The organism is Streptomyces sp. NPDC005402 (genome assembly GCF_040606575.1).
GTDB lineage: Bacteria > Actinomycetota > Actinomycetes > Streptomycetales > Streptomycetaceae > Streptomyces.
In genome coordinates this window covers 366860-389193 of sequence record NZ_JBEXFB010000002.1, presented here as the reverse complement: position 1 = coordinate 389193, position 22334 = coordinate 366860, and the positions used below count along the sequence as shown (strand labels likewise).

Below are 22334 nucleotides of genomic sequence, written 5' to 3'. Positions count from 1 at the left end.
CAGGGTTCGCTGGGACAGGACAGCAAGCCCGGGCATGACCATCCGGGCCTCATGTACTAGAGTTATCTCGACATCGAGATATCTGCCGAGGCGTACCGCAGTCGCACGCTTTCGCTGGGTCTGGCAGTAAGGCATACCTAACTTAGCCTTACCTTAGCGGATCGGCCAAGACGGCGTGGCGGCAGGATGCGGTGGTAAGCGCACAAAAATGAAGGAGACTGTCGTGTCGGCGAACAGCTTCGACGCCCGCGCCACGCTGAGCGTGGGCGACGAGTCGTACGAGATCTTCCGGCTGGACAAGGTGGAGGGCGCGGCCCGCCTGCCGTACAGCCTCAAGGTTCTCCTGGAGAACCTTCTCCGTACCGAGGACGGCGCGAACATCACCGCCGACCACATCCGCGCCCTCGGCAGCTGGGACTCCCAGGCCCAGCCGTCGCAGGAGATCCAGTTCACGCCGGCCCGCGTGATCATGCAGGACTTCACCGGCGTGCCCTGTGTCGTCGACCTCGCCACCATGCGTGAGGCCGTCAAGGAGCTCGGCGGCGACCCCGCGAAGGTCAACCCGCTCTCCCCGGCCGAGCTGGTCATCGACCACTCCGTCATCGCGGACAAGTTCGGCACCCACGACGCGTTCGCGCAGAACGTCGAGCTGGAGTACGGCCGCAACCGCGAGCGCTACCAGTTCCTGCGCTGGGGCCAGACCGCCTTCGACGACTTCAAGGTCGTCCCGCCGGGCACCGGCATCGTCCACCAGGTGAACATCGAGCACCTGGCCCGCACGGTCATGGTCCGCAACGGGCAGGCGTACCCCGACACCCTCGTCGGCACCGACTCGCACACCACCATGGTCAACGGCCTCGGTGTGCTGGGCTGGGGCGTCGGTGGCATCGAGGCCGAGGCGGCGATGCTCGGCCAGCCGGTCTCCATGCTCATCCCGCGCGTCGTCGGCTTCAAGCTGACCGGTGAGCTCAAGCCCGGCACCACCGCCACCGACCTCGTGCTGACCATCACCGAGATGCTCCGCAAGCACGGCGTGGTCGGCAAGTTCGTCGAGTTCTACGGCGAGGGCGTCGCCGCCACCTCCCTCGCGAACCGCGCCACCATCGGCAACATGTCGCCGGAGTTCGGCTCGACCGCCGCGATCTTCCCGATCGACGACGAGACCATCAAGTACCTCAAGCTCACCGGCCGCTCCGAGCAGCAGCTCGCGCTCGTCGAGGCGTACGCCAAGGAGCAGGGTCTCTGGCTGGACCCGAAGGCCGAGCCGGACTTCTCCGAGAAGCTGGAGCTCGACCTCTCCACGGTCGTCCCCTCCATCGCAGGACCGAAGCGCCCGCAGGACCGCATCGTCCTCGCGAACGCCGCCGAGCAGTTCAAGCAGGACGTCCGCAACTACGTCGACGACGTCGACGAGTCCGGCAAGGAGTCCTTCCCGGCCTCCGACGCCCCGGCCGTCGCCCCGAACGGCGCCCCGTCCAACCCGGTCACCGTGACCGCCCCCGACGGTTCGACGTACGAGATCGACCACGGCGCGGTGACCGTCGCGGCCATCACCTCCTGCACCAACACCTCGAACCCGTACGTCATGGTCGCCGCCGCGCTGGTCGCGAAGAAGGCCGTGGAGAAGGGCCTGACCCGCAAGCCGTGGGTCAAGACCACCCTCGCCCCGGGTTCCAAGGTCGTCACCGACTACTTCGACAAGGCGGGCCTGACCCCGTACCTCGACAAGGTCGGCTTCAACCTCGTCGGCTACGGCTGCACCACCTGCATCGGCAACTCCGGCCCGCTGCCGGAGGAGGTCTCCAAGGCCGTCAACGACCACGACCTCGCGGTGACCTCGGTCCTCTCCGGCAACCGGAACTTCGAGGGCCGTATCAACCCCGACGTCAAGATGAACTACCTGGCCTCCCCGCCGCTGGTCGTCGCGTACGCCCTCGCGGGTTCCATGAAGGTGGACATCACCAAGGACGCCCTGGGCGCCGACCAGGACGGCAACCCGGTCTACCTGAAGGACATCTGGCCCTCCGAGGCCGAGGTCAACGACGTTGTGGCGAACGCCATCGGCGAGGACATGTTCAACAAGTCCTACCAGGACGTCTTCGCGGGCGACGCCCAGTGGCAGGCGCTGCCGATCCCGACCGGCAACACCTTCGAGTGGGACGCCGAGTCGACCTACGTCCGCAAGCCCCCGTACTTCGAGGGCATGACGATGGAGACCACCCCGGTCTCCGACATCACCGGCGCCCGCGTGCTCGCCAAGCTCGGCGACTCGGTGACGACCGACCACATCTCGCCCGCCGGTGCCATCAAGGCCGACACCCCGGCCGGCAAGTACCTCACCGAGCACGGTGTGGAGCGTCGTGACTTCAACTCCTACGGCTCGCGCCGAGGCAACCACGAGGTCATGATCCGCGGCACGTTCGCCAACATCCGCCTGCGCAACCAGATCGCGCCGGGCACCGAGGGCGGCTACACCCGCGACTTCACCCAGGACGGCGGTCCGGTGTCGTTCATCTACGACGCCTCCCGCAACTACATCGAGCAGGGCATCCCGCTGGCCATCCTGGCCGGCAAGGAGTACGGCTCCGGCTCGTCCCGCGACTGGGCCGCCAAGGGCACCGCGCTCCTCGGCGTCAAGGCCGTCATCGCCGAGTCGTACGAGCGCATCCACCGCTCGAACCTCATCGGCATGGGCGTCCTGCCGCTTCAGTTCCCGGAGGGCGCCAATGCCGCGTCCCTCGGTCTGACCGGCGAGGAGACCTTCTCCTTCACCGGGGTCGAGGAGCTCAACAACGGCACCACGCCGCGCACGGTCAAGGTCACCACCGACACGGGCGTCGAGTTCGACGCGGTCGTCCGCATCGACACCCCCGGTGAGGCCGACTACTACCGCAACGGCGGCATCATGCAGTACGTGCTGCGCAGCCTGATCCGCAAGTAAATCCTTTCGGGCGCCTGAGGGCCGCACTCCCGGTGACGGGGGCGCGGCCCTTCGCCGTACCCCCGTCACCGCAGGTCATGACCCACCCTCAGGCGGAACACAGGGTTCCCTCAGCGGGCGGGGACACGATCGGTACATGACTGGCACATCCGGGCCCCGAACCCGCCGCGTACGCGGGCTCATCGCCGACGCCGGGCCCGCACTCAACGAAGTGCCGTCCGCCGCCCTCACCGAGGCGGGCCGCCGCCCCTGCCCGGTACCGGAGAGCGCCGACGCGGTGACCCGCGAGCTCGAATCGGCGCGCGGGCGGCGGGCGTTCGCGGCCGGTGTCGACGCGGACGGGCGCAGCGCCCCTCGAGCGGCCCGCGGTCCCGCGTCCCACGCCGTCGCGCTCGACGGCCCGCTGCCCGACCTGGACGGACTCCAGGTACTGCGCCGGCCGCGCTTCGAGGACCTGAAGCCGCCCGTCCGCATGCTCACCGCCCGCCACGCCCTGGACCACCGGCTGGACGGACCGGAGACCGGCGCCGACAACCGCGTCACCCAGCACTTCTCCCTGCAGGAGGCCGTACGGCGGCTGCACGGACTGCTGCGCCGGGCGGGCTCCGGGCACGGCCGCACCGGCGACTCCGTCCATGTGCTCGGGGACCTGGCCATGGCCGAGGACACCCGAGAAGTGCGCTGGACGGGCGTGCCCGTGCGGCTCGCCGCGAAGGAGCTCGATCTGCTCAGCCTGCTGCTCGGCGACGGCCACCTCGTCGAGGTCCACATCTCCGGTCCGCGCCGGAAGATCGACAAGGGACGGGCGCCGTTGATCCACACCGTGCGCGGCCTCGACAGCGCCATCAGGCCCGCGGAGGACGGGAGATGAGCCGGCGGCAGAGCGCGAGGATGCGCACCCGGTCGATCCGTACCCGCTCCGGCCGTACCCGGTCGATCCGTACCCGCTCCATCCGTACCCGGTCGATCCGTACCCGTCTGCTCGTCTTCGTCAGTGCGACGCTGGTCGGTGTCTGCGTCGCGATGGGCGTGATCACGACACTGTTCCAGCACGCCTACCTGATGGGCAACCTGGACGACCGCGTCCTCGACGCCGCCGAACGGGCCCTGGCGGGAGCCTCGTCGCATCCGGATCGCGAGGGCGATCTGACCTTCCTGAGGGAGACCGGGCAGCCCGCCGGGCTGCTCTCCGCCCGGGTGGACGAGGACGGCGCCATCCTCTCCGCGGCCGTCGTCGTCCAGGACGCCCCGCCCCGCGACCTCGGCACCGGCCAGCGCACCGCCCTGGCCGGGTTCCGGGCCGACGGCGCGATGCACACCCGGAACGTGCCCGGCCTCGGCACCTATCGGGTCACGGTCCTGGTGGACGGAGGTGTCCGGGTCCTCGCCGGCCTGCCCATGGACGACGTCCAGGACATGATCAGCGAACTCGTGATGATCGAGACAGGTGTCGCCGCGGCCGGGCTCGTCGCCGCCGGCTGTGTCTGCGCGGTGGTCATACGACGGCAACTGCACCCCCTCGGCCGGGTCGCCGCCACCGCGGCCGCCGTCTCCCGGGCCCCGCTCGGACACGGCGAGGTCACCGGCCTGACCCGCGTACCCGAGGGCGACACCGACCCCGCCACTGAGGCCGGTCAGGTCGGCGCCGCGCTCAACCATCTCCTCGACCAGGTGGAGTCCTCCCTCGCCGAGCGGCAGCGCGGCGAGGAGCGGATGCGGCGCAGCGAGGAACGCATGCGGCGGTTCCTGGCCGACGCCAGCCACGAACTGCGTACACCGCTCGCCTCGATCGCCGGATACGCCGAGTTGATGAACCGCGGCACCGGCCGCATCGAACCGGTGTTGGCCTGGCGTCGGGTCTCGGCGGAGTCCGCCCGTATGACGGGCCTGGTGGAGGACCTGCTCCTGCTCGCCCGCCTCGACGAGGACCGCCCCCTCCAGTCCGCCGAGGTGGACCTGGCGGCGCTGGTCGCGGAGGCGGTGTGGGAGGCGAGGGCGGCGGGCGGCGGCCACGACTGGCAGCTCGAACTGAGCCTGGAGGTCCCGGCGTTGGTCACCGGGGACGCGGCCCGCCTGCACCAGGTGGTGGCCAACCTCCTGTCCAACGCGCGGACGCACACGCCGGCCGGCACGAGGGTGACGGCATCGGTGGAGTCCGCCGACGGGCGCTGTGTGATCCGCGTCCACGACAACGGCCCCGGAATCCCCCCGGCGCTCCTTCCCACCGTCTTCGAACGCTTCACCCGAGCGGACACCTCCCGCTCCCGCGCCGACGCCAACTCCGGTGGATCCGGCCTGGGTCTGGCCGTCGCGACGGCGATCGCGGGGGCGCACGGAGGCCATATCCAGGTCAACAGCGTCCCAGGACATACCGAGTTCACGATCGATCTACCGGCATCCATGGAGGCGGGGGTGGCGGAACGGGCCGTTGCGGGAAACGGCGCGTCGGTGTAACTCCCTTCCGAGAGACGGGTGTTCGCGGGCAGGCGTTTACCAGCCGTCGTGACAGAGCACCCGAGTCGAGAACCTCGCGCCATCTGCCCGCACGCTCCGGCAGGTGTGCGGTCGGCGGCCGAAAAACCAGTGGATCAGGGCCGCCATGCGCCGCTACCGTGCTGCCGAACCAAGTCGCCCAGGCAAGGACGTCCCGTTGTACACCCTGTGAGACCCCCCAAGCGCTGATCGGTCGCGCGTCGCACATGTGCGCCGCGCTGCTTTTTGCTGCGGACTTCTCACTGAAACCGGTGTACTTCTGTGCTCACCACCTGGGTGGTCATGCCCACCTGCCTTCCGCACGTCCTCCGCCGTTGCCACACCTGCGCGTCGGACCGCTTCCGGGCCAACGGCAAGTTTCGCGTCAACGCGAACCACAAGCTCCTCGACGTCTGGCTCCTCGTCCTCTGCACCGCCTGCGGGGAAACGGCGAAGCTCACGGTCCTGGAGCGGATGCATGTGCGTTCCGTACGACCTGAACTGCTGGACCGGCTGCACGACAACGACCCTGCTCTCGCAGCCGAGTTGCTCCAGGACCCGGTCGTGCGGCGCCGTAACCGCGTCGCCCTGGACTGGGACGGCGCCTGGCGTCTCGACACCGACGGATCGGATCATCTGGACCGCGAGGTGATCGATATATCGGTCCGCTTCGCCGCGCGGATCCCTGTCCGTCCGGTACGGCTGATCGCCGAAGGCTGCGGCCTTTCCCGGGCCGAGGTCGAGAGACTGATCGCGGAGGGGAGGCTGGTCTCGGCAGTCCGGCTGAACGCCAAACTCTCCGACGCCTTCTCCTTCACGCTCAAGCGCTGAGCCCACCTGGGTACCTGGGGCCTGCCCGGCCAGGCCCCAGGTGCCCACGAGGGGAGGCGGTTCAGCTCCCGGACGGCCTGTCCCGCCGGCCTCCCAAGACCGCCCAGATCTCCCGCCCCACCCACCCGGGATCCCCACCGCACGAAGCACCGTCAGCTGTTTACAGTCGCCCCAGTTCGCGCTACCTTCCGCAACACGTGGGGTGGGAGCGCTCCCACCCGGACGGACCGGAACCCGCCCGCGTGCCGCCCCCACCCCACGGCAACCACACACACCCCGCACGGCCCGTACCTCAAGGAACGGACTGGTCTGTCATGATCCTGACAAAGTTATCGAGGGTGACCCGTCCCAGAGCCCTCTTCCTGGTCCTCGTCTCCCTGCTCGCCACCATCCCCGCCCTCAGCCTGGTTCTCACGGCAGGTGGCAAGGCCGAGGCCCACGGCACCCCGATGAAGCCCGCCAGCCGCACCTTCCTGTGCTGGCAGGACGGGCTGACCGACACCGGTGAGATCAAACCGGTCAACCCGGCCTGCCGGAACGCACAGGCGGTCAGCGGCACCACGCCGTTCTACAACTGGTTCTCCGTGCTCCGCTCGGACGGCGCCGGCCGCACCCGCGGCTTCGTGCCGGACGGTCAGCTGTGCAGCGGCGGCAACACCAACTTCACCGGCTTCAACGCCCCCCGCGACGACTGGCCGCTCACCCACCTCACCGCCGGCAAGACGGTCGACTTCTCCTACAACGCCTGGGCCGCCCACCCGGGTTGGTTCTACGTCTACGTCACCAAGGACGGCTTCGACCCGAAGAAGACGCTCACCTGGGACGACATGGAGGCCCAGCCGTTCCTCAGCGTCGACCACCCGCCGCTCAACGGCAGCCCGGGCACGGTCGAGGCCAACTACTCCTGGACCGGGCAGCTTCCGGCGAACAAGTCCGGCCGCCACATCATCTACATGGTCTGGCAGCGCTCGGACAGCGCAGAGACCTTCTACTCCTGTTCCGACGTCGTCTTCGACGGCGGCAACGGCGAGGTCACCGGCATCCATGAGCCGGGCAACCCGACCGATCCGGTCCCCGGCACCTGCACCGCCACCCGTAAGACGACAGGCAGTTGGAACGGCGGCTACCAGTCCGAGGTGACCGTCACCAACTCCGGCAACGTCCCCATGCTGGGCTGGATGGTCGACTGGATCCTGCCCACCGGACAGAAGGTCGACAGTCTCTGGAACGGCAACGCCACCTACACCGGCCAGGACGTGATGGTCCACAACGCCAACTGGAACGGCTCGCTCAGTCCGGGGCAGAGTGCGACGTTCGGCTACGTCGTCACCGGCTCCGGAGGCGACACGGCCACGACCCTGCCCTGCCGGGTCGGCTGAGGCACCGTCAGTACGCGCTCGAACCGCTCAGGGCGGACCCGGTGGGGCTGTGCGCCACCGGGTCCGCGAGCCGTGTCGGCACAAGGGGGGTGGTGGCCGACGCGGATGGTGCATGGCTTGTGACGACGCGACGCGCGACAACGTTGTCGAGTGGTCTGTACATGACTCTACCGCGTCAACGGACAACGATGTCAAATCAGTTGGGGGCAATGGCTGGACCCGCCCGGGCGAACCCCTCGCGCGTCCCTTCCGCCGTACGCACCCTTCCGTGATACGCGTGGCGCACGTTACTGTCCCTGCGGCTTGTGCGACCTGTGGTGCGCGACCCGTCCGAAGGAGGAGGGGCCGCGTCATGCGTTTCCGTCCTACGTCCCTGCTGCTGGCGGCCGTTCTCGCGGCCACCGGCGCCACCCCCGCCCTCGCGGCGCCCGCCGCGCCACCCGATCTCGTCGACGACCCGACCGCCTACGTGAACCCGCTCATCGGCACGAAGAACGGCGGCAACGTCTTCCCCGGAGCCGTCACCCCGTTCGGCATGTTCTCCTTCAGCCCCGAGAACACCCGCGGCGACGCCACCCGCACCGCCGCGCCCGGCGGTTACCTGTACGACGCCACCCGCGTCCGCGGCTTCAGCCTCACGCACATGTCCGGCACGGGCTGCGCGGGCGGCAGCGGCGACATCCCGCTCTTCCCCTTCGCAGGCGAGGTCACCTCGTCGCCGGCGAGCGACACCAAGGACGCGGTGTACGCGGCCGACTTCAGTCACGCCGACGAGACCGCGGAGCCCGGCCACTACAAGGTGGGCCTCGCCTCCGGAGTCACCGCCGACCTCGCCGCCACCGCCCGCACCGGCTCGGCCCGCTTCACCTACCCGGCCGACCAGCCCGCCTCATTGCTCTTCCGGACCGCCAACTCCGAGGTGGGCTCGACCGATTCGACGGTCGAGATCGACCCGGCGACCCGGACGGTCTCCGGCTCGGTCACGTCCGGCAACTTCTGCGGCTACCTGGACCCGGAAGGTCAACGCGCCTACTACACCGTCCACTTCACGGCTCACTTCGACCGCCCCTTCGCGGCCACCGGCACCTGGCAGGACGACAAGCTCACCCCCGGAAGCCTCAAGGCCTCCGGCGGCACGGGCGGCTTCTCCCAGGGCGGGCGGCCCGTCGTGGGCAAGGGGGCGGGCGGATACGTCCAGTTCGCGCCCGGCACCGAGCAGGTCGGCGTCAGGATCGGGATCTCGTATGTCAGTCGGGCGGGAGCCGAGGCCAACCTCGCCGCGGAGAACCCGCGAGGGCGCTCCTTCGACGCGGTGCGCGAGGCGGCCCGCCACGCCTGGCGTGACCGACTGCGGGCGATCCGCGTCGGCGGCGGCACCGACGACGAACGCACCACCTTCTACACCGCGCTCTACCACGCCCTCCTCCACCCCAACGTCATCAGCGACGCCGACGGCAGATACCGGGGCAGCGACGACGAGGTGCACCGTGTCGCCCGCGGCCACCGGGCCCAGTACGGCACCTTCTCCGGCTGGGACGTCTATCGCGGCCAGGTGCAGCTGCTGACCCTGCTCGACGCGCGCACCGGCACGGACGTGGCGCAGTCCCTGTACGAGCTGGCCCGGCAGAACGGCGGCGTCTGGGACCGCTGGCTGCACGGCGCGAGCGGCACCCATGTCATGAACGGCGACCCCTCACCCATCGCCCTGGCCGGCATCCGCGCCTTCGGCGGCACCGGCTTCGACCTGCGCGGGGCACTGGACTCGCTCGTCCAGGCCGCCACGGTCCCCACCGCACAGGACCTGTCGTCCGCCGGCAAGCCGGTGCTGTCCATCGGTCAGCGCCCCTCCCTCGACAAGTACCTGAAGCTGCACTACATGCCGTCCGTCTCCAACGCCTGGGGCGGCGCCGCCGAGACCCTGGAGATGTCCGGAGCGGACTTCGCGCTCTCCCAACTGGCGCGCGCGGCAGGGGAGAAGGACACGGCGGCGACCTTCACCAAGAGATCCCAGTGGTGGCAGAACAGCTTCAACATCGCCGCCGACCCGAGCGGCGGATACATCGCCAACCGCAAGGCGGACGGCAGTTGGGTCACCGGTTTCACCCCGGCCACCGGCAACGGTTTCGTCGAGGAGACGGCGGCCCAGTACACCTGGATGGTCCAGCACGACCCGGCGGGCCTGTTCGCCGCGATGGGCGGTCGTGACAAGGCCCTCGACCGCCTGGACGCCTTCTTCCACGACGACAACGGCGACTGGGCCTTCACCGGCAACGGCGGCGAGAAGTCCGAGCTGGACAACGAACCGTCGATCAACGTCCCGTACCTGTACGCCTACGCGGGCGCCCCCTACAAGACGCAGGAGACCGTCCGCGCCGCCATGCGGCAGCTCTGGTCCACCCAGCCGGGCGGCATCCCGGGCAACGACGACCTCGGCGCGATGTCCGCCTGGTACGTCTTCTCCGCCGTCGGCATGTACCCCCAGGTGCCGTCCCGGTCCGAACTGGTCCTCGCCTCACCGCTCTTCCCGCGTATCGAGATCGACCGCCCGTCCGGCAACGACATCTCCGTCCGCGCGGAGGGGGCGGCCGCCGACGCGCCGTACGTCCACTCCCTGAAGGTCAACGGCCGTACCAGCCGGGCACCTTGGCTGCCGGCTTCCTTCGTGCGGGACGGCGGCCGACTGGACTACACCCTCTCCACCGAGCCCGCCCCGGCCTGGGGGACGAGCGCGGCCCCGCCGTCCTTCCGCGAGGGCGAGCAGCCGTACCAGATCGGTGTCGGCCCGACCACGGCGACGATCGCGCCGGGCGGCAGCACGAAGGTCGGTGTCCGCGCGCTGTCCCTGAGCGGCGACGGCACCGGCCCCGAGGTCCGCTTCCGCGTCGAGACACCGGACGGCATCACGGCGACCCCCGCCGAGGGCACGGTGACCGACGGCTCGAAGGAGATCACCCTGAGCACGACCGAGGGCACCACGCAGGGCTTCTACGACGTCACGGTCGCCGTCACCTCGGACGGCACCGCGTACGAACAGCCCGTGTCCCTCACGGTCGCCGCACCCGGCGCCCTCCTCGCCGCCTACGACAACACCGGTGTCTCGGACGACTCCGGCGACCACGACGAGGCCGACTACGACGGCGGCGGCTGGAGCTACTCCCGCCAGGCACTGGAGGCGGCAGGTCTTGCCCCGGGCGAGCAGGGCACGGTCGACGGCCTGACCTTCACCTGGCCGAACTCACCGAACGGCCGCCCCGACAACGCGAGGGCATCCGGCCAGACCATCCAACTGGACGAGCCGATCAGCCAGTTGTCCTTCATCGGCAGCGCGGTCAACGGCGACCAGCGGTCCCAGGCCACCGTCACCTACACCGACGGAAGCATCGGTACGGTCGAACTCGCCTTCACCGACTGGACCGTCGGAGGAGGCGGCGGCACCGTCCAGTACGGCAACGAGGTCGTCGCCCGCGCCGCCTATCGCAACGTGGCGGGCGCGGACCGGGATCCGGTGGCGACGTACGTCTTCGCCACGAAGCCGTTCACGGCACCGGAAGGCAAGCGCATCGCGAGCGTGAAGTTGCCGCGGAACACGGACCTTCACGTGTTCACCATGGCTGTGAGCTGACGGGGCTGATCCCGAACACCCCTGCCAGCCATTTGAGTTGGCGACGCACCTGTACCGCGTCGCCGCCCTCGTGGCCGTTGTACGGATAGGCGTGGATCTCCTTGCGGGGATCCACGCCGGTCACCTCGCCGTAGCGGTTGAAGGCCGCGTACGCCCCGCTCGGCGGGCACACCGTGTCGCGCAGGCCGACCCCGAAGTGGGCCGGGGCGACGGCGCGCCGTGCGAAGGAGACGCCCTCCACGTACGAGAGCGTGCGATACGCGGCCTCCTCCACGCCCCGGTGCACGGAGAGGTACGCGCTGATCTCGCCGTACGGACTCGCGTCGGTCAGGTCCAGAGCGCGTCGGATGCCGCACAGGAAGGGCGCGGTGACCACGACCGCCGCCAGATCCGGGACCAGTCCCGCGACGGCCAGCGCCAGCCCGCCGCCCTGGCTGTTGCCGACGGCCGCGATGCGTCCCCCGTCCACCTCCGGCAGCGCCCGCACCGCCGTCGCCGCGCGCACCGCGTCCGTGATCAGCCGCCGGTAGTGGTAGGCGCGCGGGTCGAGCAGTCCCCGTACCGCGGGGCCCGGCCCGCCCGGTGCCGAGGCGTGCGGGTCGGGGGTCGCGCCGCCGTTGCCGTACTGGTCGCCCTGGCCGCGGTTGTCCATCAGCAGATGCGCGTACCCGGCGTTCACCCAGGTCAGCCGCTCGTGCGGGAGGCCGCGGCCGCGGCCGTAGCCCGCATATTCCACGACCGCCGGCAGCGGCTCGCGCACCCCGGCGGGTCTGCTGAACCATGCGCGTACCGGATCGCCGGCGAAGCCCCGGAACGTGACGTCCCAGGTCTGCGTCAGCCGCAGCCCGCTCTCCACCGGGCGTACCGACACCAACGCGTCCGTCTGCGCGGCCTCCTTCAGGGTGTCACGCCAGAACTCGTCGAAATCCGGGGGTTCCTGGACATCGGGACGGTAGTGCTCCAGCTCCGCGGCGGGCAGGTCGAACGCAGGCACAGGGCACCTCGCATGAGTCGGTCCAAGTAGTGAAACTTGCGGAGGGGGCCGGGATGTGGCCTCCCCTGTTCTACCCCACTCCTGTCCCGGGTATCTCCCACCCGCCCCATTGACAGCGCTTTCTCGCTGCCTCTAAGTTGCCGCGAAGTTACCGGTAAGAGCTCGAAAGTTTCGGTTCCATGTCTCCGTCTGAGAGGACCGAGCATGAGCACATCCGTCAAGTCGGCCTCTCCATCACCCAGCGTCGAGGACCCGCCCGGAGCCGTCGCCCGCCCTGTGCCGCGGAGCGGATGGCGCCGGGCCCTGCGTCGCGACTGGCAGCTCTACTCGCTGGCCGTCCTGCCGCTGCTGTTCTTCCTGGTCTTCCGCTATCTGCCGATGATCGGCAACGTGATCGCGTTCCGGCGCTTCGAGCCCGGCGGTTCGATGTTCGGTGAGGACTGGGTGGGCCTGCGCTATGTGCGCATGTTCCTCAGCGACCCGACCTTCTGGCAGGTGTTCCGCAACACCCTGTGGCTCGGCGGGCTCACGCTCGTGTTCTGCTTCCCCCTCCCGATCGTCCTCGCCCTCCTGCTCAACGAGGTGCGCCGGCGCTCCCTGAAGCGGTTCGTGCAGTCGGTGTCGTACCTCCCGCACTTCCTGTCGATCGTGATCGTCGCGGGCCTCACCATGCAGATGCTCGCCACCGACGGGCCGGTCAACCACGCACTCGGCTGGTTCGGGCACGAGGAGATCCGCTTCATCCAGGAGCCCGACTGGTTCCGCACGATCTACGTCGGCTCGGAGATCTGGCAGACCGCGGGCTGGGGCACGATCCTCTACCTCGCCGCGCTCACGACCATCGACGAGGACCTGTACGAGGCCGCGCGCATCGACGGCGCCAACCGCTGGAAACAGATCTGGCACGTCACCCTGCCCGGTATCCGCCCCACCATGGTCACGCTGCTGATCCTCAACGTCGGCACGTTCATGGCGGTCGGCTTCGAGAAGGTCCTGCTGCTGTACAACCCGCTGACCTATCCGACCGCCGACGTGATCTCGACCTACGTCTACCGGGCCGGCGTCGAGTCCAACAGCTTCAGCTACGCGGCCGCCATCGGCCTGTTCGAGGCGGTCATCGGCCTGGTCCTCATCACCTCCGCCAACACGCTCTCGCGCCGCACAGTGGGGACCAGCCTGTGGTGAAGCCGAGCCGTTCCTACCGGGTCTTCCAGGGCGTCAACGGGGTGATCCTCACCCTCGTCGTGATCGTGACCCTGTACCCCTTCGTCAACATCGTCGCGCGGTCCTTCAGCGGGGAGCGGCAGATCCGGGCCGGTGAAGTGACCCTGTGGCCCAAGGGGTTCAACCTCACCACGTACCGGATCGTCTTCCAGGACTCGATGTTCTGGCGGAACTACGGCAACACCGTGTTCTACACGGTCGTGTCCACCGCGGTGGCCATGGTCCTGACGACCTGTTACGCCTACGTCCTGTCGAAGAAGCACCTCAGGGGACGCGGGCTGCTCATCGGTATCGCCGTGTTCACGATGTTCTTCACCGGCGGTCTGATCCCCCACTACATCCTGGTCACCGAGCTCGGACTGAAGAACAGCGTCTGGGCCATCGCGCTGCCCAACGCGATCAGCGTCTTCAACCTGCTGGTGATGAAGGCCTTCTTCGAGAGCCTGCCGACCGAGCTGGAGGAGGCTGCGCAGATCGACGGCCTGAACACCTACGGCATCCTCCTGCGGGTCGTGCTGCCGCTGTCCAAGGCGGTCGTCGCGACCATGGTGCTCTTCTACACGGTGTCCTTCTGGAACTCCTGGTTCAGCGCGTTCCTCTACCTGGACCACTCCGACCTGATGCCGGTCACCGTCTATCTGCGCAACCTCATCGCGGGTGCCACCGGCGGCGGCAACGCGGGCGCCGGCACCGCGGAGCTCAGCCAGGTCGGCGCGAGCATCCAGGCGGTCACGATCGTGCTCACCGCCCTGCCGATCATCTGCGTGTACCCGTTCGTCCAGCGCTTCTTCGTCTCGGGCGTGATGCTCGGCGCGGTCAAGGGCTGACAGCCCGTCATTTCACTTACGGAACAAGGGAGCATCCGTGGAGAACACCGGACAGCTGTCGCGGCGTCAGATCCTCGCCGCCGCGGGATTCATCGGTCTCGCCACCCTCACCGGCTGCGGCAGCGGCGACGACGGAGGCGACTCCAAGGACCTGTCCAAGAAGCAGAACGGCGCGATGAAGGAGTACCAGGCCGGCCAGCGGTTCAAGGCCACCAAGGCGCTGTCCTTCTCCATGCTGCACAACGACAACCCGGTCTACCCGCTCAAGAAGGACTGGCTGTTCTGGAAGGAGGTCACCCGGCGTACCGGGGTCACCATCAAGCCCCTCGACGTCCCGCTGGCCGACTACGAGAAGAAGCGCAGCGTCCTCATCGGCTCGGGCGACGCCCCCTTCATCATCCCGAAGACGTACCACCCCGGCGAGGTCGCCTTCGTGTCCTCGGGCGCCATCCTCCCGGTCAGCGAATACGTCGATCTGATGCCCAACTTCCGCGACAAGGTGAAGAAATGGAAGCTCGAGCCCGAACTCGACTCCATCCGCCAGTCCGACGGCAGGTACTACCTGCTCCCCGGCCTGCACGAGAAGCCCAGATCCGGCTACTCGCTGTCCTTCCGCACGGACATCCTCGACAAGCACGGCCTGTCCCTGCCCACGACCTGGGACGAGGTGTACGACGTCCTCAAGGCACTCAAGGCGGAGTACCCCGACAAATACCCCTGGACCGACCGCTGGAGCACCAACACCCCGTTCCCGTGCGGGGCGTTGTTCCAGTACCTCGGCCAGGCGCACGGAGTGAAGGCCGGTTGGACGTACGACAACATCAGCTTCGACACCAAGGCGCAGAAGTTCGTCTTCACCGCCGCTCAGGACGCCTACCGGCAGATGATCGAGTACCTGCGAAAGATCGTCGCCGAGAAGCTGCTGGACCCCGAGAGCTTCACCCAGCAGGACGACCAGGCCGTGCAGAAGCTGCTGGCCGAGAAGTCGTACGTGATCAGCGCCAATCCGCAGGAGCTGGTGCAGAACTACCGCTACAACCTGGGCAAGCAGGTCAAGGGCTCGAAGATCGAGATGGTCCCGGTGCCCCTCGGACCGGCAGGGCCCATTCTGCTGAGCGGCATCCGGCTGGAGAACGGCATCATGATCTCCAGCAAGGCCCTCAAGAGCGCCGACTTCGTCGCGATGATGCAGTTCGTGGACTGGCTCTGGTACTCCGACGAGGGTCAGAAGTTCTGCAAGTGGGGTGTTGACGGCGTCACTTACACCGAGTCCGGCGGCAAGTACACGCTCAAGCCCGGTATCTCGCTGATGGGTTCCGATCCCGACGCCCCGAAGGACCTCCAGAAGGACTTCGGCTTCTTCAACGGAGTGTTCACCTACGGCGGCAGCTGGGAGCTGGTGTCCTCCAACTTCAGCCCGGACGAGAAGAAGTTCCAGGACGTCATGTCCCAGCGCAGGGAACTGCCCGTGGACCCGGCCCACCCCCTGCAGTCCTTCGAGCAGGAGCAGGCAACGCTCTGGGACACCCCCCTCAAGGACCACGCCATCCAGAACACCCTGCAGTTCGTGCTCGGCAAGCGCCCCATGTCCGAATGGGACGCGTTCCTGTCCGAGTTGAAGGCGAAGAACATGCAGCAACTCGTCGACCTGCACAACAAGGCGCACGATCGGTTCAAGAAGGAGAACGGGTGATCCACCGCGTCCCCGCCGAGCCGTCCGTCCCCTTCTCCGACGCCTGGCGCCACTGCGTCGGCACCGGGAGGATCGAACTCGCCCTGCGCCGCGACTACCAGGACTCCCTGCGGCTGCTCCAGCGCGAGATCGGCTTCCGGTACATCCGCGGGCACGGGCTGCTGAGCGACGGCATGGGCGTGTACCGGCCGTACGAGTGGCCCGAGGGTGTCCGAGGCGTCCGTCACTCCTTCACCTACGTCGACCAGGTCGTCGACGCCTACCTGGAGCTCGGCATCCGGCCCTTCCTCGAACTCGGCTTCATGCCGACGGAGTTGGCGTCGGGGGAGCAGACGGTGTTCTGGTGGCACGGGAATGTCACCCCGCCCCGGGACATGGGGGAGTGGGCCGACCTGGTCCGGGCGACCCTCAGGCACCTGGTCGACCGGTACGGCCTCGCCGAGGTGCGCACCTGGCCCATCGAGGTGTGGAACGAGCCCAACCTGCCCGACTTCTGGGCGGGCGCGGACGAGAAGGCGTACCACCGCCTCTACGAGGTGACGGCGGGCGCGGTGAAGGAAGTGGACGCAGAGCTCCAGGTCGGCGGCCCCGCGATCTCACCGGCCGCCGACGAGTGGCTTGACCGCTTCGCGGAGTTCGCCGAACAGCACGACGTCCCGGTCGACTTCGTGTCGAAGCACGCCTACACCTCGGGCCCCGCCCAGCACGTCCCCTTCGGCACCCACCAGGTCCTGGCACCCGCCCAGGACCTCCTGGACCAGTTCGCCACGCCCCGCGCACGGCTGAAGGGCACCCGGCTCGGCGAACTCCCGGTCCACATCACGGAGTTCAACTCCTCCTACCGCCCCGACAACCCGGTCCACGACACCGCCTTCCACGCGGCGTACCTGGCACCGGTCCTCGCCCGCGGCGGTGACCACGCCGACTCCTTCTCGTACTGGACCTTCAGCGACATGTTCGAGGAGGCGGGGCCTCCCACGGCTCTCTTCCACGGCGGCTTCGGCCTGCTCACCCACCGACAGGTGCGGAAACCGACGTACCACCTCTACTCCTTCATGGCCCGCATGGGCCCCGACCTGCTCACCCGGGGCGCCGACCACCTGGCCACCCGGCACCCCGACGGCCGGGTGACCGTCCTCGCCTGGGCACCGGTCGACGAAACCGGCAAGACGCCGGGGCCTGAGCGGCACCGGCTGCGCCTGTCGGTGCCGGTGCGGGGCGCACGGGTGGCGTTCGTACGGCGGTCCGTGGTCGACGAGGAGCACGGCAACGCCCGCACGGCCTGGCAGCGGATGGGCAGCCCGCGCTCACCCGGCCCGCAGCAGCTCGACGTACTCCACGAGGCGGCCGAGCCCGCCCGACAGCACCTGCGGCTCCCGGTCGAGGACGACCGCACCGAACTGGACCTGACACTCGCCCGCCACGAGATCACCCTCCTGGAGGTGTCCCCGGTCGTGGAGGAGGCACCGGAGTGGTCGGACGAACGCCGACTGCTGGGAAGGGAGCCGCGGTGAGCGGGGAACGGCTGACAGCCGACCGCACCCGGGCCGGGGCCCGCGCGGCCCGCCGAGCCTCGACCACCGGCCGAGCCGTGCCGACGCGGGCGAGCCGCGACCAGCGGCCCGGCGAGGTGCCCGCCGACCCACAGGTCCCGCAGGGCACGGCCCCCGGCCTCCGGCCCACGCAACGGCGGACACCGGCAGCCCACGACGCCCCACCCTCGTCCCCCTCCTTCGGATCCGGCTCCCTCTCCCGCGCCGCGGCCCTCGTCCACACCCTCCTCACCGTCGAGGCCCTGCTCCTCGTCGCCGCCTCCCCGGGCCTGGCGGGTCTGCTCCTGCTGGGCCCCGCCCCCGCCAACCTCCCCCTGGCCGCCGTGTGCCTGCTGCCCCTGGGCCCGGCCACGGCCGCCGCCCTGTACGCCCTCGACCACCGCGACCGCGACCTCGCCGACCTCCACCCGGCCCGGTCCTACTGGCGCGGCTGGCGGCTCAACGCCGTCCCCGCCCTGAAGCTGTGGGCACCCCTGCTGGCGTGGCTGACGGTCATCGCGTTCACGCTGACCCACTTCACCGCCACCGGCCTGCCCGGCTGGTGGGCGGTGCTGCTCGCGGGGATCGGCGTCGGCTCGCTCCTCTGGGGCGCGCACGCACTCGTGCTCACCTCCCTGTTCGCGTTCCGGACCCGTGACACCGCACGCCTCGCCGGCTACTTCCTGTTCCGGCACGGCCGCGCCACCCTCGGCGCCGCCTCACTGCTCGTCCTGACCGCCGCCGGGACCGCCGTACTGACCGAGGCCCTGCCCGCCCTGCTGGCGGCACCGCTGCTGCTGTCCCTGCTGCACAGCAGTCGTCCGGTGATCGCCGAGACCCAGGAGGACTTCACCGTATGAGCCCGTCGAGCTCCAAGATCCCCTACGGCGGCGACTACAACCCCGAGCAGTGGCCCGAGGAGGTCCGGGACGCGGACCACCACCTGTTCACCCGGGCCGGGATCGACACCCTCACCGTCGGCGTCTTCTCCTGGTCCCTCACCCAACCCGCTGAGAACACCTACGACTTCACGGTTCTCGACCGCGTCCTGGACCGGGCGGCGGCCGAGGGTCGGCAGGTCTGTCTGGCCACCGGCACGGCCGCCCTGCCGCCCTGGCTCGCGCACAGGTATCCCGAGGTCAACCGCACCGACTTCGAGGGCCGGCGGCACCGCTACGGGCAACGCCACAACTTCTGCCCCAGCTCGCCGGCGTACCGCAGGCTGGCCACGCAAATGGCGGCACGACTCGCCGAACGGTACGCGAACCACCCTGCGTTGCTCGCCTGGCACATCAACAACGAGTACGGCGGCGTCTGTTACTGCGAGCTGTGCGCCGACGCCTTCCGGGACTGGCTGCGGGACAGGTACGTCACCCTCGACGCCCTCAACGACGCCTGGTGGACGACGTTCTGGTCGCACCGCTACACCTCCTTCGAGGAGATCGAACCGCCCAGCGCCCTCACCGAGCACTGGCGGGGCCCCGACCACACCGCCTTCCAGGGCGTCACGCTCGACTACTTCCGCTTCACCACCGACGCGCTGCTCGGCTGTTTCCTCGCCGAGAAGGAGGTGATCCGCACCCATGATCCGGTCACCCCCGTCACGACCAACTTCATGGGCATGTTTCGCCCCCTCGACTACCACCGCTGGGCACCCCACCTCGACTTCGCGTCCTGGGACAGCTACCCGCCCCTGGACGCCCCGCCGAGCTGGGCCGCCCTGGCCCACGACCTGATGCGCGGCCTCAAGGACGGCGCCCCCTTCTGGCTGATGGAGCAGACCCCGTCCACGACGGCCTGCCGTGACGTCAACCCCCTGCGCAGACCAGGTGAGTTGCGCCTGGCCACCTTCCAGGCGATCGCCCACGGCGCCGACGCGGCCCTCTACTTCCAGCTGCGCGCCTCCCGGGGAGCCTGCGAGAAGTACCACGGGGCGGTCATCGGCCACGCCGGCCGCGACGACACCCGCGTCTTCCGGGAAGTGGCCGCACTGGGCGAGGAGTTGAAGCTGCTGGGCAGTGCCTCCCTCGGCGCCCGCACCCCCGCCCGCACCGCCCTGCTCTTCGACTGGGACAGCTGGTGGGCGCTGGAGATCTCCGACGGCCCCTCCCGGCTGGTCAAGTACCAGGAGGTGGTCCACGCCTACTACCGGGCCGCCCGCGAGGCAGGCGCCGACGTCGACGTCGTCCCGCACACCGCCGACCTCACCCCGTACGACGTGGTCCTCGCCCCCGCCCTGCACATGGTCAAGGGCGACCTCGCCACCCGCCTCGAAGCGGTGGCGGAACGCGGCGGCACGGTCCTCGCCACCTTCCTCTCCGGCCGCGTCGACGAACACGACCGGGCCTTCCTCACCGACGTGCCCGGCCCTCTGGCGCCCCTGATGGGCATCCGGATCGACGAATGGGACTCCCGACAGGCGGAGTTCGCCCAGCCCGTCCCGGAACTGGCCGCACAGGCACGGCTCGTCTTCGAGATCGTCCTGCCCCGGGGCGCCGAGACGGTCGCCACCTACGGCTCCGACTTCTACGCGGGGACCCCCGCCGTCACCCGCAACCGGTACGGGCGGGGCGAGGGCTGGTACGTCGCCACGGCCCTCGACCAGCCCGGCGTGGACCAGGTGGTACGCCGCGTCCTGTCCCGCCACGACCTCATCGGCCCGTACGCCGACCACGAGGGCCTGGAGACGGCCACCCGAGTGGCCCCCGACGGAACCCGCCTGCTCTTCCTCCTCAACCACACGGACCAGTCGGCCCAGTTGACGGCTCACGTGACCGCGACCGACCTGCTCACCGGCAAACAGACGGAGGCCGGGGCTGCTGTGACCCTCGACCCACGGGGCGTCGCGGTCCTGCGCCTCCCATAGCCGGCTTCAGAAGATGGTCCGCCCCCGCTCGTCCGGCACTCCCGACTTCCGGAAGAAATAGCTGTTGACCTGATCGCGCCACTCGCGGGCGCTCCGGAGCTGCTCCTCGAACCGCTCCGCCCCCCGCGCGTGACGCGCCGGGTCCATGAGGCCCGTCAGCGAGGCCCACACCTCCCGGGCCGCCTCCACCTCCGCCACACCCTCGAAGTGCGTGTCGTAGATGTGCTGGATCACCGTCCTGCCGCTGTGCAGCACGTGCCCGTACGACACGTGGTGGAAGAACAGCAGCAGCTCGTCGGGGCAGGTCGCCGGCGACTCGTACACCTCGGCCCACGGCTTGGCGTACAGCCCCGCGTACCCCGTCCCGCTCCCCACGCTCCGGTCGACACCGATGCCGTCGCGGTCGGCGAAGTGGTAGGTGCCCCACGGGCTGTACTCGTAGCCGTCGACGCTGGGCCCGTAGTGGTGCCCCGGCTGGACCATGAACCCGACTCCGAGGGGAGCGGTGTACTTCTCGTACGTCCGCCACGAACCGTCGAGGATCGAGCGCAGACCCGCCGCGAGCGCCGGGTCCGTCCCGAAGCTGAGCCGAATCCATTCGTCGAGCACACGATGCGGATCGGTATCCGGGTCCCAGGCCAGCCGCCCGAAGGTGTACAGGTTCGCCTGGGCCAGCGGATGCCCGGTCCAGAACGGGTCGTCCCCGGCGTTGGACACGGCGACGAGCCCACCGCGCGCCAGCTCTCCGACAGCGCACTCCCCGTCGATCCCGAAGCGCAGTACCTCGCTCCACATCGGCCCCAGCCAGCACACATGCCGCTGCTGCCCGGTGTACTCCCCGGTAGCCTGGAGCTCCACCGCCAGCCGCGTCCCGGGCATCGCCCCGATCAGCGGGGAGACCGGCTCGCGCACCTGGAAGTCCATCGGCCCGTGCTTGACCTGGAGGACGGCGTTGTCGGCGAACTCCCCGTCCAGCGGCACGAAATGGTCGTACGCGGCCCGCGCGCGGTCGGTCGAACGGTCCCGCCAGTCCTGACGGTGGTCATAGACGAAGGCCCGCCAGTGGACCGTGCCGCCGTGCGGGGCGAGCGCGGCGGCCAGCATGTTCGCGCCGTCCGCGTGACTGCGCCCGTACGCGAACGGCCCCGGCTGCCCCTCGGAGTCGGCCTTCACCACGAACCCGCCGAAGTCGGGGATCTCCGCGTACACCCGCGCGGTCGCCTCGGCCCACCACGCCCGCACCGACTCCTCCAGCGGATCCGCGGTCGGCAGCCCGCCCAGCACCATCGGCGCGGCGAAGGTGACCGACAGATGCGTCCGGATGCCGTACGGCCGCAACGCGCCCGCGATGTCGGCCACTTCACCGATCCGGTCGGTCAGCAGCCGTGCCTCGGCCGCGTGCACGTTGACGTTGTTGACGGCCACGGCGTTGATCCCGCAGGCCGCGAGCAGCCTGCCGTACTGCCGTACGCGTTCCAGCTCCCCGCGCGCCCGCCCGTCCTCCCAGAACAGCGAGCCGCCGGCGTACCCGCGCTCCACCTGGCCCATGACCGGGTGCACGGCCACGTTGTCCCAGTGGTCGAGCATGCGCGACGCCAACACCGGCCCATGTGCGGCAGGTTGAGCCTCGCCCAGAAAGGCCGCCTCACCGAGCCGTACGACGTGGAAGAACCCGTACAGCAGCCCGCGCGCGCCGGACGCCGTGACGCTCGTACAGCCGTCACGGCGTCCGTACACGAATCCCTCGGAGCCGTCGTCGCCGTCCAACTGCAACACCAGGTCGCAGGGCCCGGGTTCACTCGAGACACTTCCGCCGAAGCGCTCGCAGGCCGCCGCCACCTCCCCGCGGACCGTGTCCACCAGCGGACCCGAACCGCGGATCAGGGTCCGCCGGGTGCCGATCGGCCGGAACGCCCCGTCCGGCAGCCAGGCCGGATCGACACCCTGCATGAG

Annotated in this window: 13 protein-coding genes and 1 pseudogene; 12 read left to right on the top strand and 2 right to left on the bottom strand. The window is 69.7% G+C overall.

Annotated features, from left to right (window positions below; translation table 11 throughout):
* The first annotated feature begins 223 nt into the window (after positions 1–223).
* The 6 genes from acnA (at position 224) to ABZT02_RS04795 (ending at position 11245) form a co-directional block, all read left to right on the top strand.
* Positions 224–2941 carry an aconitate hydratase AcnA gene (gene acnA / locus ABZT02_RS04820; RefSeq protein WP_356014218.1) on the top strand — a complete coding sequence of 906 codons (2718 nt, stop codon included), beginning with the start codon at positions 224–226 and terminating at the stop codon, positions 2939–2941.
* Positions 2942–3077: 136 nt separating this feature from the next.
* The gene (locus ABZT02_RS04815) at positions 3078–3812 is read left to right on the top strand and encodes a response regulator transcription factor (protein ID WP_356014216.1); all 735 of its coding nucleotides are present in this window, start codon (positions 3078–3080) and stop codon (positions 3810–3812) included.
* 20 nt (positions 3813–3832) lie between these two features.
* Positions 3833–5395 carry an ATP-binding protein gene (locus ABZT02_RS04810; RefSeq protein ID WP_356014596.1) on the top strand — a complete coding sequence of 521 codons (1563 nt, stop codon included), beginning with the start codon at positions 3833–3835 and terminating at the stop codon, positions 5393–5395.
* 300 nt (positions 5396–5695) lie between these two features.
* Positions 5696–6244, top strand: a complete 549-nt coding sequence (locus ABZT02_RS04805) for a DUF1062 domain-containing protein (RefSeq protein ID WP_356014214.1) — start codon at positions 5696–5698, stop codon at positions 6242–6244.
* 314 nt (positions 6245–6558) lie between these two features.
* Positions 6559–7623: a lytic polysaccharide monooxygenase gene (locus ABZT02_RS04800; protein ID WP_356014212.1), complete on the top strand. Its 1065-nt coding sequence runs from the start codon at positions 6559–6561 to the stop codon at positions 7621–7623.
* Positions 7624–7975: 352 nt separating this feature from the next.
* A complete protein-coding gene (locus ABZT02_RS04795; protein ID WP_356014210.1) occupies positions 7976–11245 on the top strand; it encodes a GH92 family glycosyl hydrolase in 3270 nt (1089 codons plus the stop codon).
* On the opposite strand, the gene ABZT02_RS04790 is transcribed toward ABZT02_RS04795, so the two are convergent.
* Positions 11226–12239, bottom strand: a complete 1014-nt coding sequence (locus ABZT02_RS04790; protein WP_356014208.1) for an acetylxylan esterase — start codon at positions 12237–12239, stop codon at positions 11226–11228. The two genes, ABZT02_RS04795 and ABZT02_RS04790, sit on opposite strands and share 20 nt — an antisense overlap.
* A gap of 204 nt (positions 12240–12443) precedes the next feature.
* Here ABZT02_RS04790 and ABZT02_RS04785 point away from each other — a divergent pair, with 204 nt between their 5' ends.
* The 6 genes and pseudogenes from ABZT02_RS04785 to ABZT02_RS04760 all read left to right on the top strand — a co-directional run bounded on the left by ABZT02_RS04785 (position 12444) and on the right by ABZT02_RS04760 (position 20381).
* A complete protein-coding gene (locus tag ABZT02_RS04785; protein ID WP_356014207.1) occupies positions 12444–13424 on the top strand; it encodes an ABC transporter permease subunit in 981 nt (326 codons plus the stop codon).
* Positions 13418–14290: a carbohydrate ABC transporter permease gene (locus tag ABZT02_RS04780; protein WP_356014205.1), complete on the top strand. Its 873-nt coding sequence runs from the start codon at positions 13418–13420 to the stop codon at positions 14288–14290. The genes ABZT02_RS04785 and ABZT02_RS04780 overlap by 7 nt, the downstream gene beginning before the upstream one ends.
* A gap of 37 nt (positions 14291–14327) precedes the next feature.
* Positions 14328–15983 (top strand): extracellular solute-binding protein, encoded by a 1656-nt coding sequence (locus ABZT02_RS04775; RefSeq protein ID WP_356014203.1) that lies wholly within the window; start codon positions 14328–14330, stop codon positions 15981–15983.
* A complete protein-coding gene (locus tag ABZT02_RS04770; RefSeq protein ID WP_356014594.1) occupies positions 15983–17497 on the top strand; it encodes a xylan 1,4-beta-xylosidase in 1515 nt (504 codons plus the stop codon). Before ABZT02_RS04775 ends, ABZT02_RS04770 begins: the two co-directional genes overlap by 1 nt.
* A 215-nt stretch (positions 17498–17712) precedes the next feature.
* Positions 17713–18375 (top strand): annotated as a pseudogene (locus ABZT02_RS04765) (hypothetical protein); the annotation flags it as partial.
* Positions 18372–20381 carry a beta-galactosidase gene (locus ABZT02_RS04760; RefSeq protein WP_356014201.1) on the top strand — a complete coding sequence of 670 codons (2010 nt, stop codon included), beginning with the start codon at positions 18372–18374 and terminating at the stop codon, positions 20379–20381. The pseudogene ABZT02_RS04765 and the gene ABZT02_RS04760, both read left to right, overlap by 4 nt.
* A gap of 6 nt (positions 20382–20387) precedes the next feature.
* On the opposite strand, the gene ABZT02_RS04755 is transcribed toward ABZT02_RS04760, so the two are convergent.
* Complete coding sequence (locus ABZT02_RS04755; RefSeq protein ID WP_356014199.1) at positions 20388–22331, bottom strand: alpha-glucuronidase; 1944 nt, start codon at positions 22329–22331, stop codon at positions 20388–20390.
* Between the last annotated feature and the right edge of the window lie 3 nt (positions 22332–22334).

Bases quoted from the DNA above. Each gene is read 5' to 3' on its own strand.
- ABZT02_RS04785 (WP_356014207.1), top strand. From the start codon at position 12,444: ATGAGCACATCCGTCAAGTCGGCCTCTCCATCACCCAGCGTCGAGGAC.
- ABZT02_RS04795 (WP_356014210.1), top strand. From the start codon at position 7,976: ATGCGTTTCCGTCCTACGTCCCTGCTGCTGGCGGCCGTTCTCGCGGCC.
- ABZT02_RS04800 (WP_356014212.1), top strand. From the start codon at position 6,559: ATGATCCTGACAAAGTTATCGAGGGTGACCCGTCCCAGAGCCCTCTTC.
- ABZT02_RS04810 (WP_356014596.1), top strand. From the start codon at position 3,833: ATGCGCACCCGGTCGATCCGTACCCGCTCCGGCCGTACCCGGTCGATC.
- ABZT02_RS04755 (WP_356014199.1), bottom strand. From the start codon at position 22,331: ATGCAGGGTGTCGATCCGGCCTGGCTGCCGGACGGGGCGTTCCGGCCG.
- ABZT02_RS04815 (WP_356014216.1), top strand. From the start codon at position 3,078: ATGACTGGCACATCCGGGCCCCGAACCCGCCGCGTACGCGGGCTCATC.
- ABZT02_RS04760 (WP_356014201.1), top strand. From the start codon at position 18,372: ATGAGCCCGTCGAGCTCCAAGATCCCCTACGGCGGCGACTACAACCCC.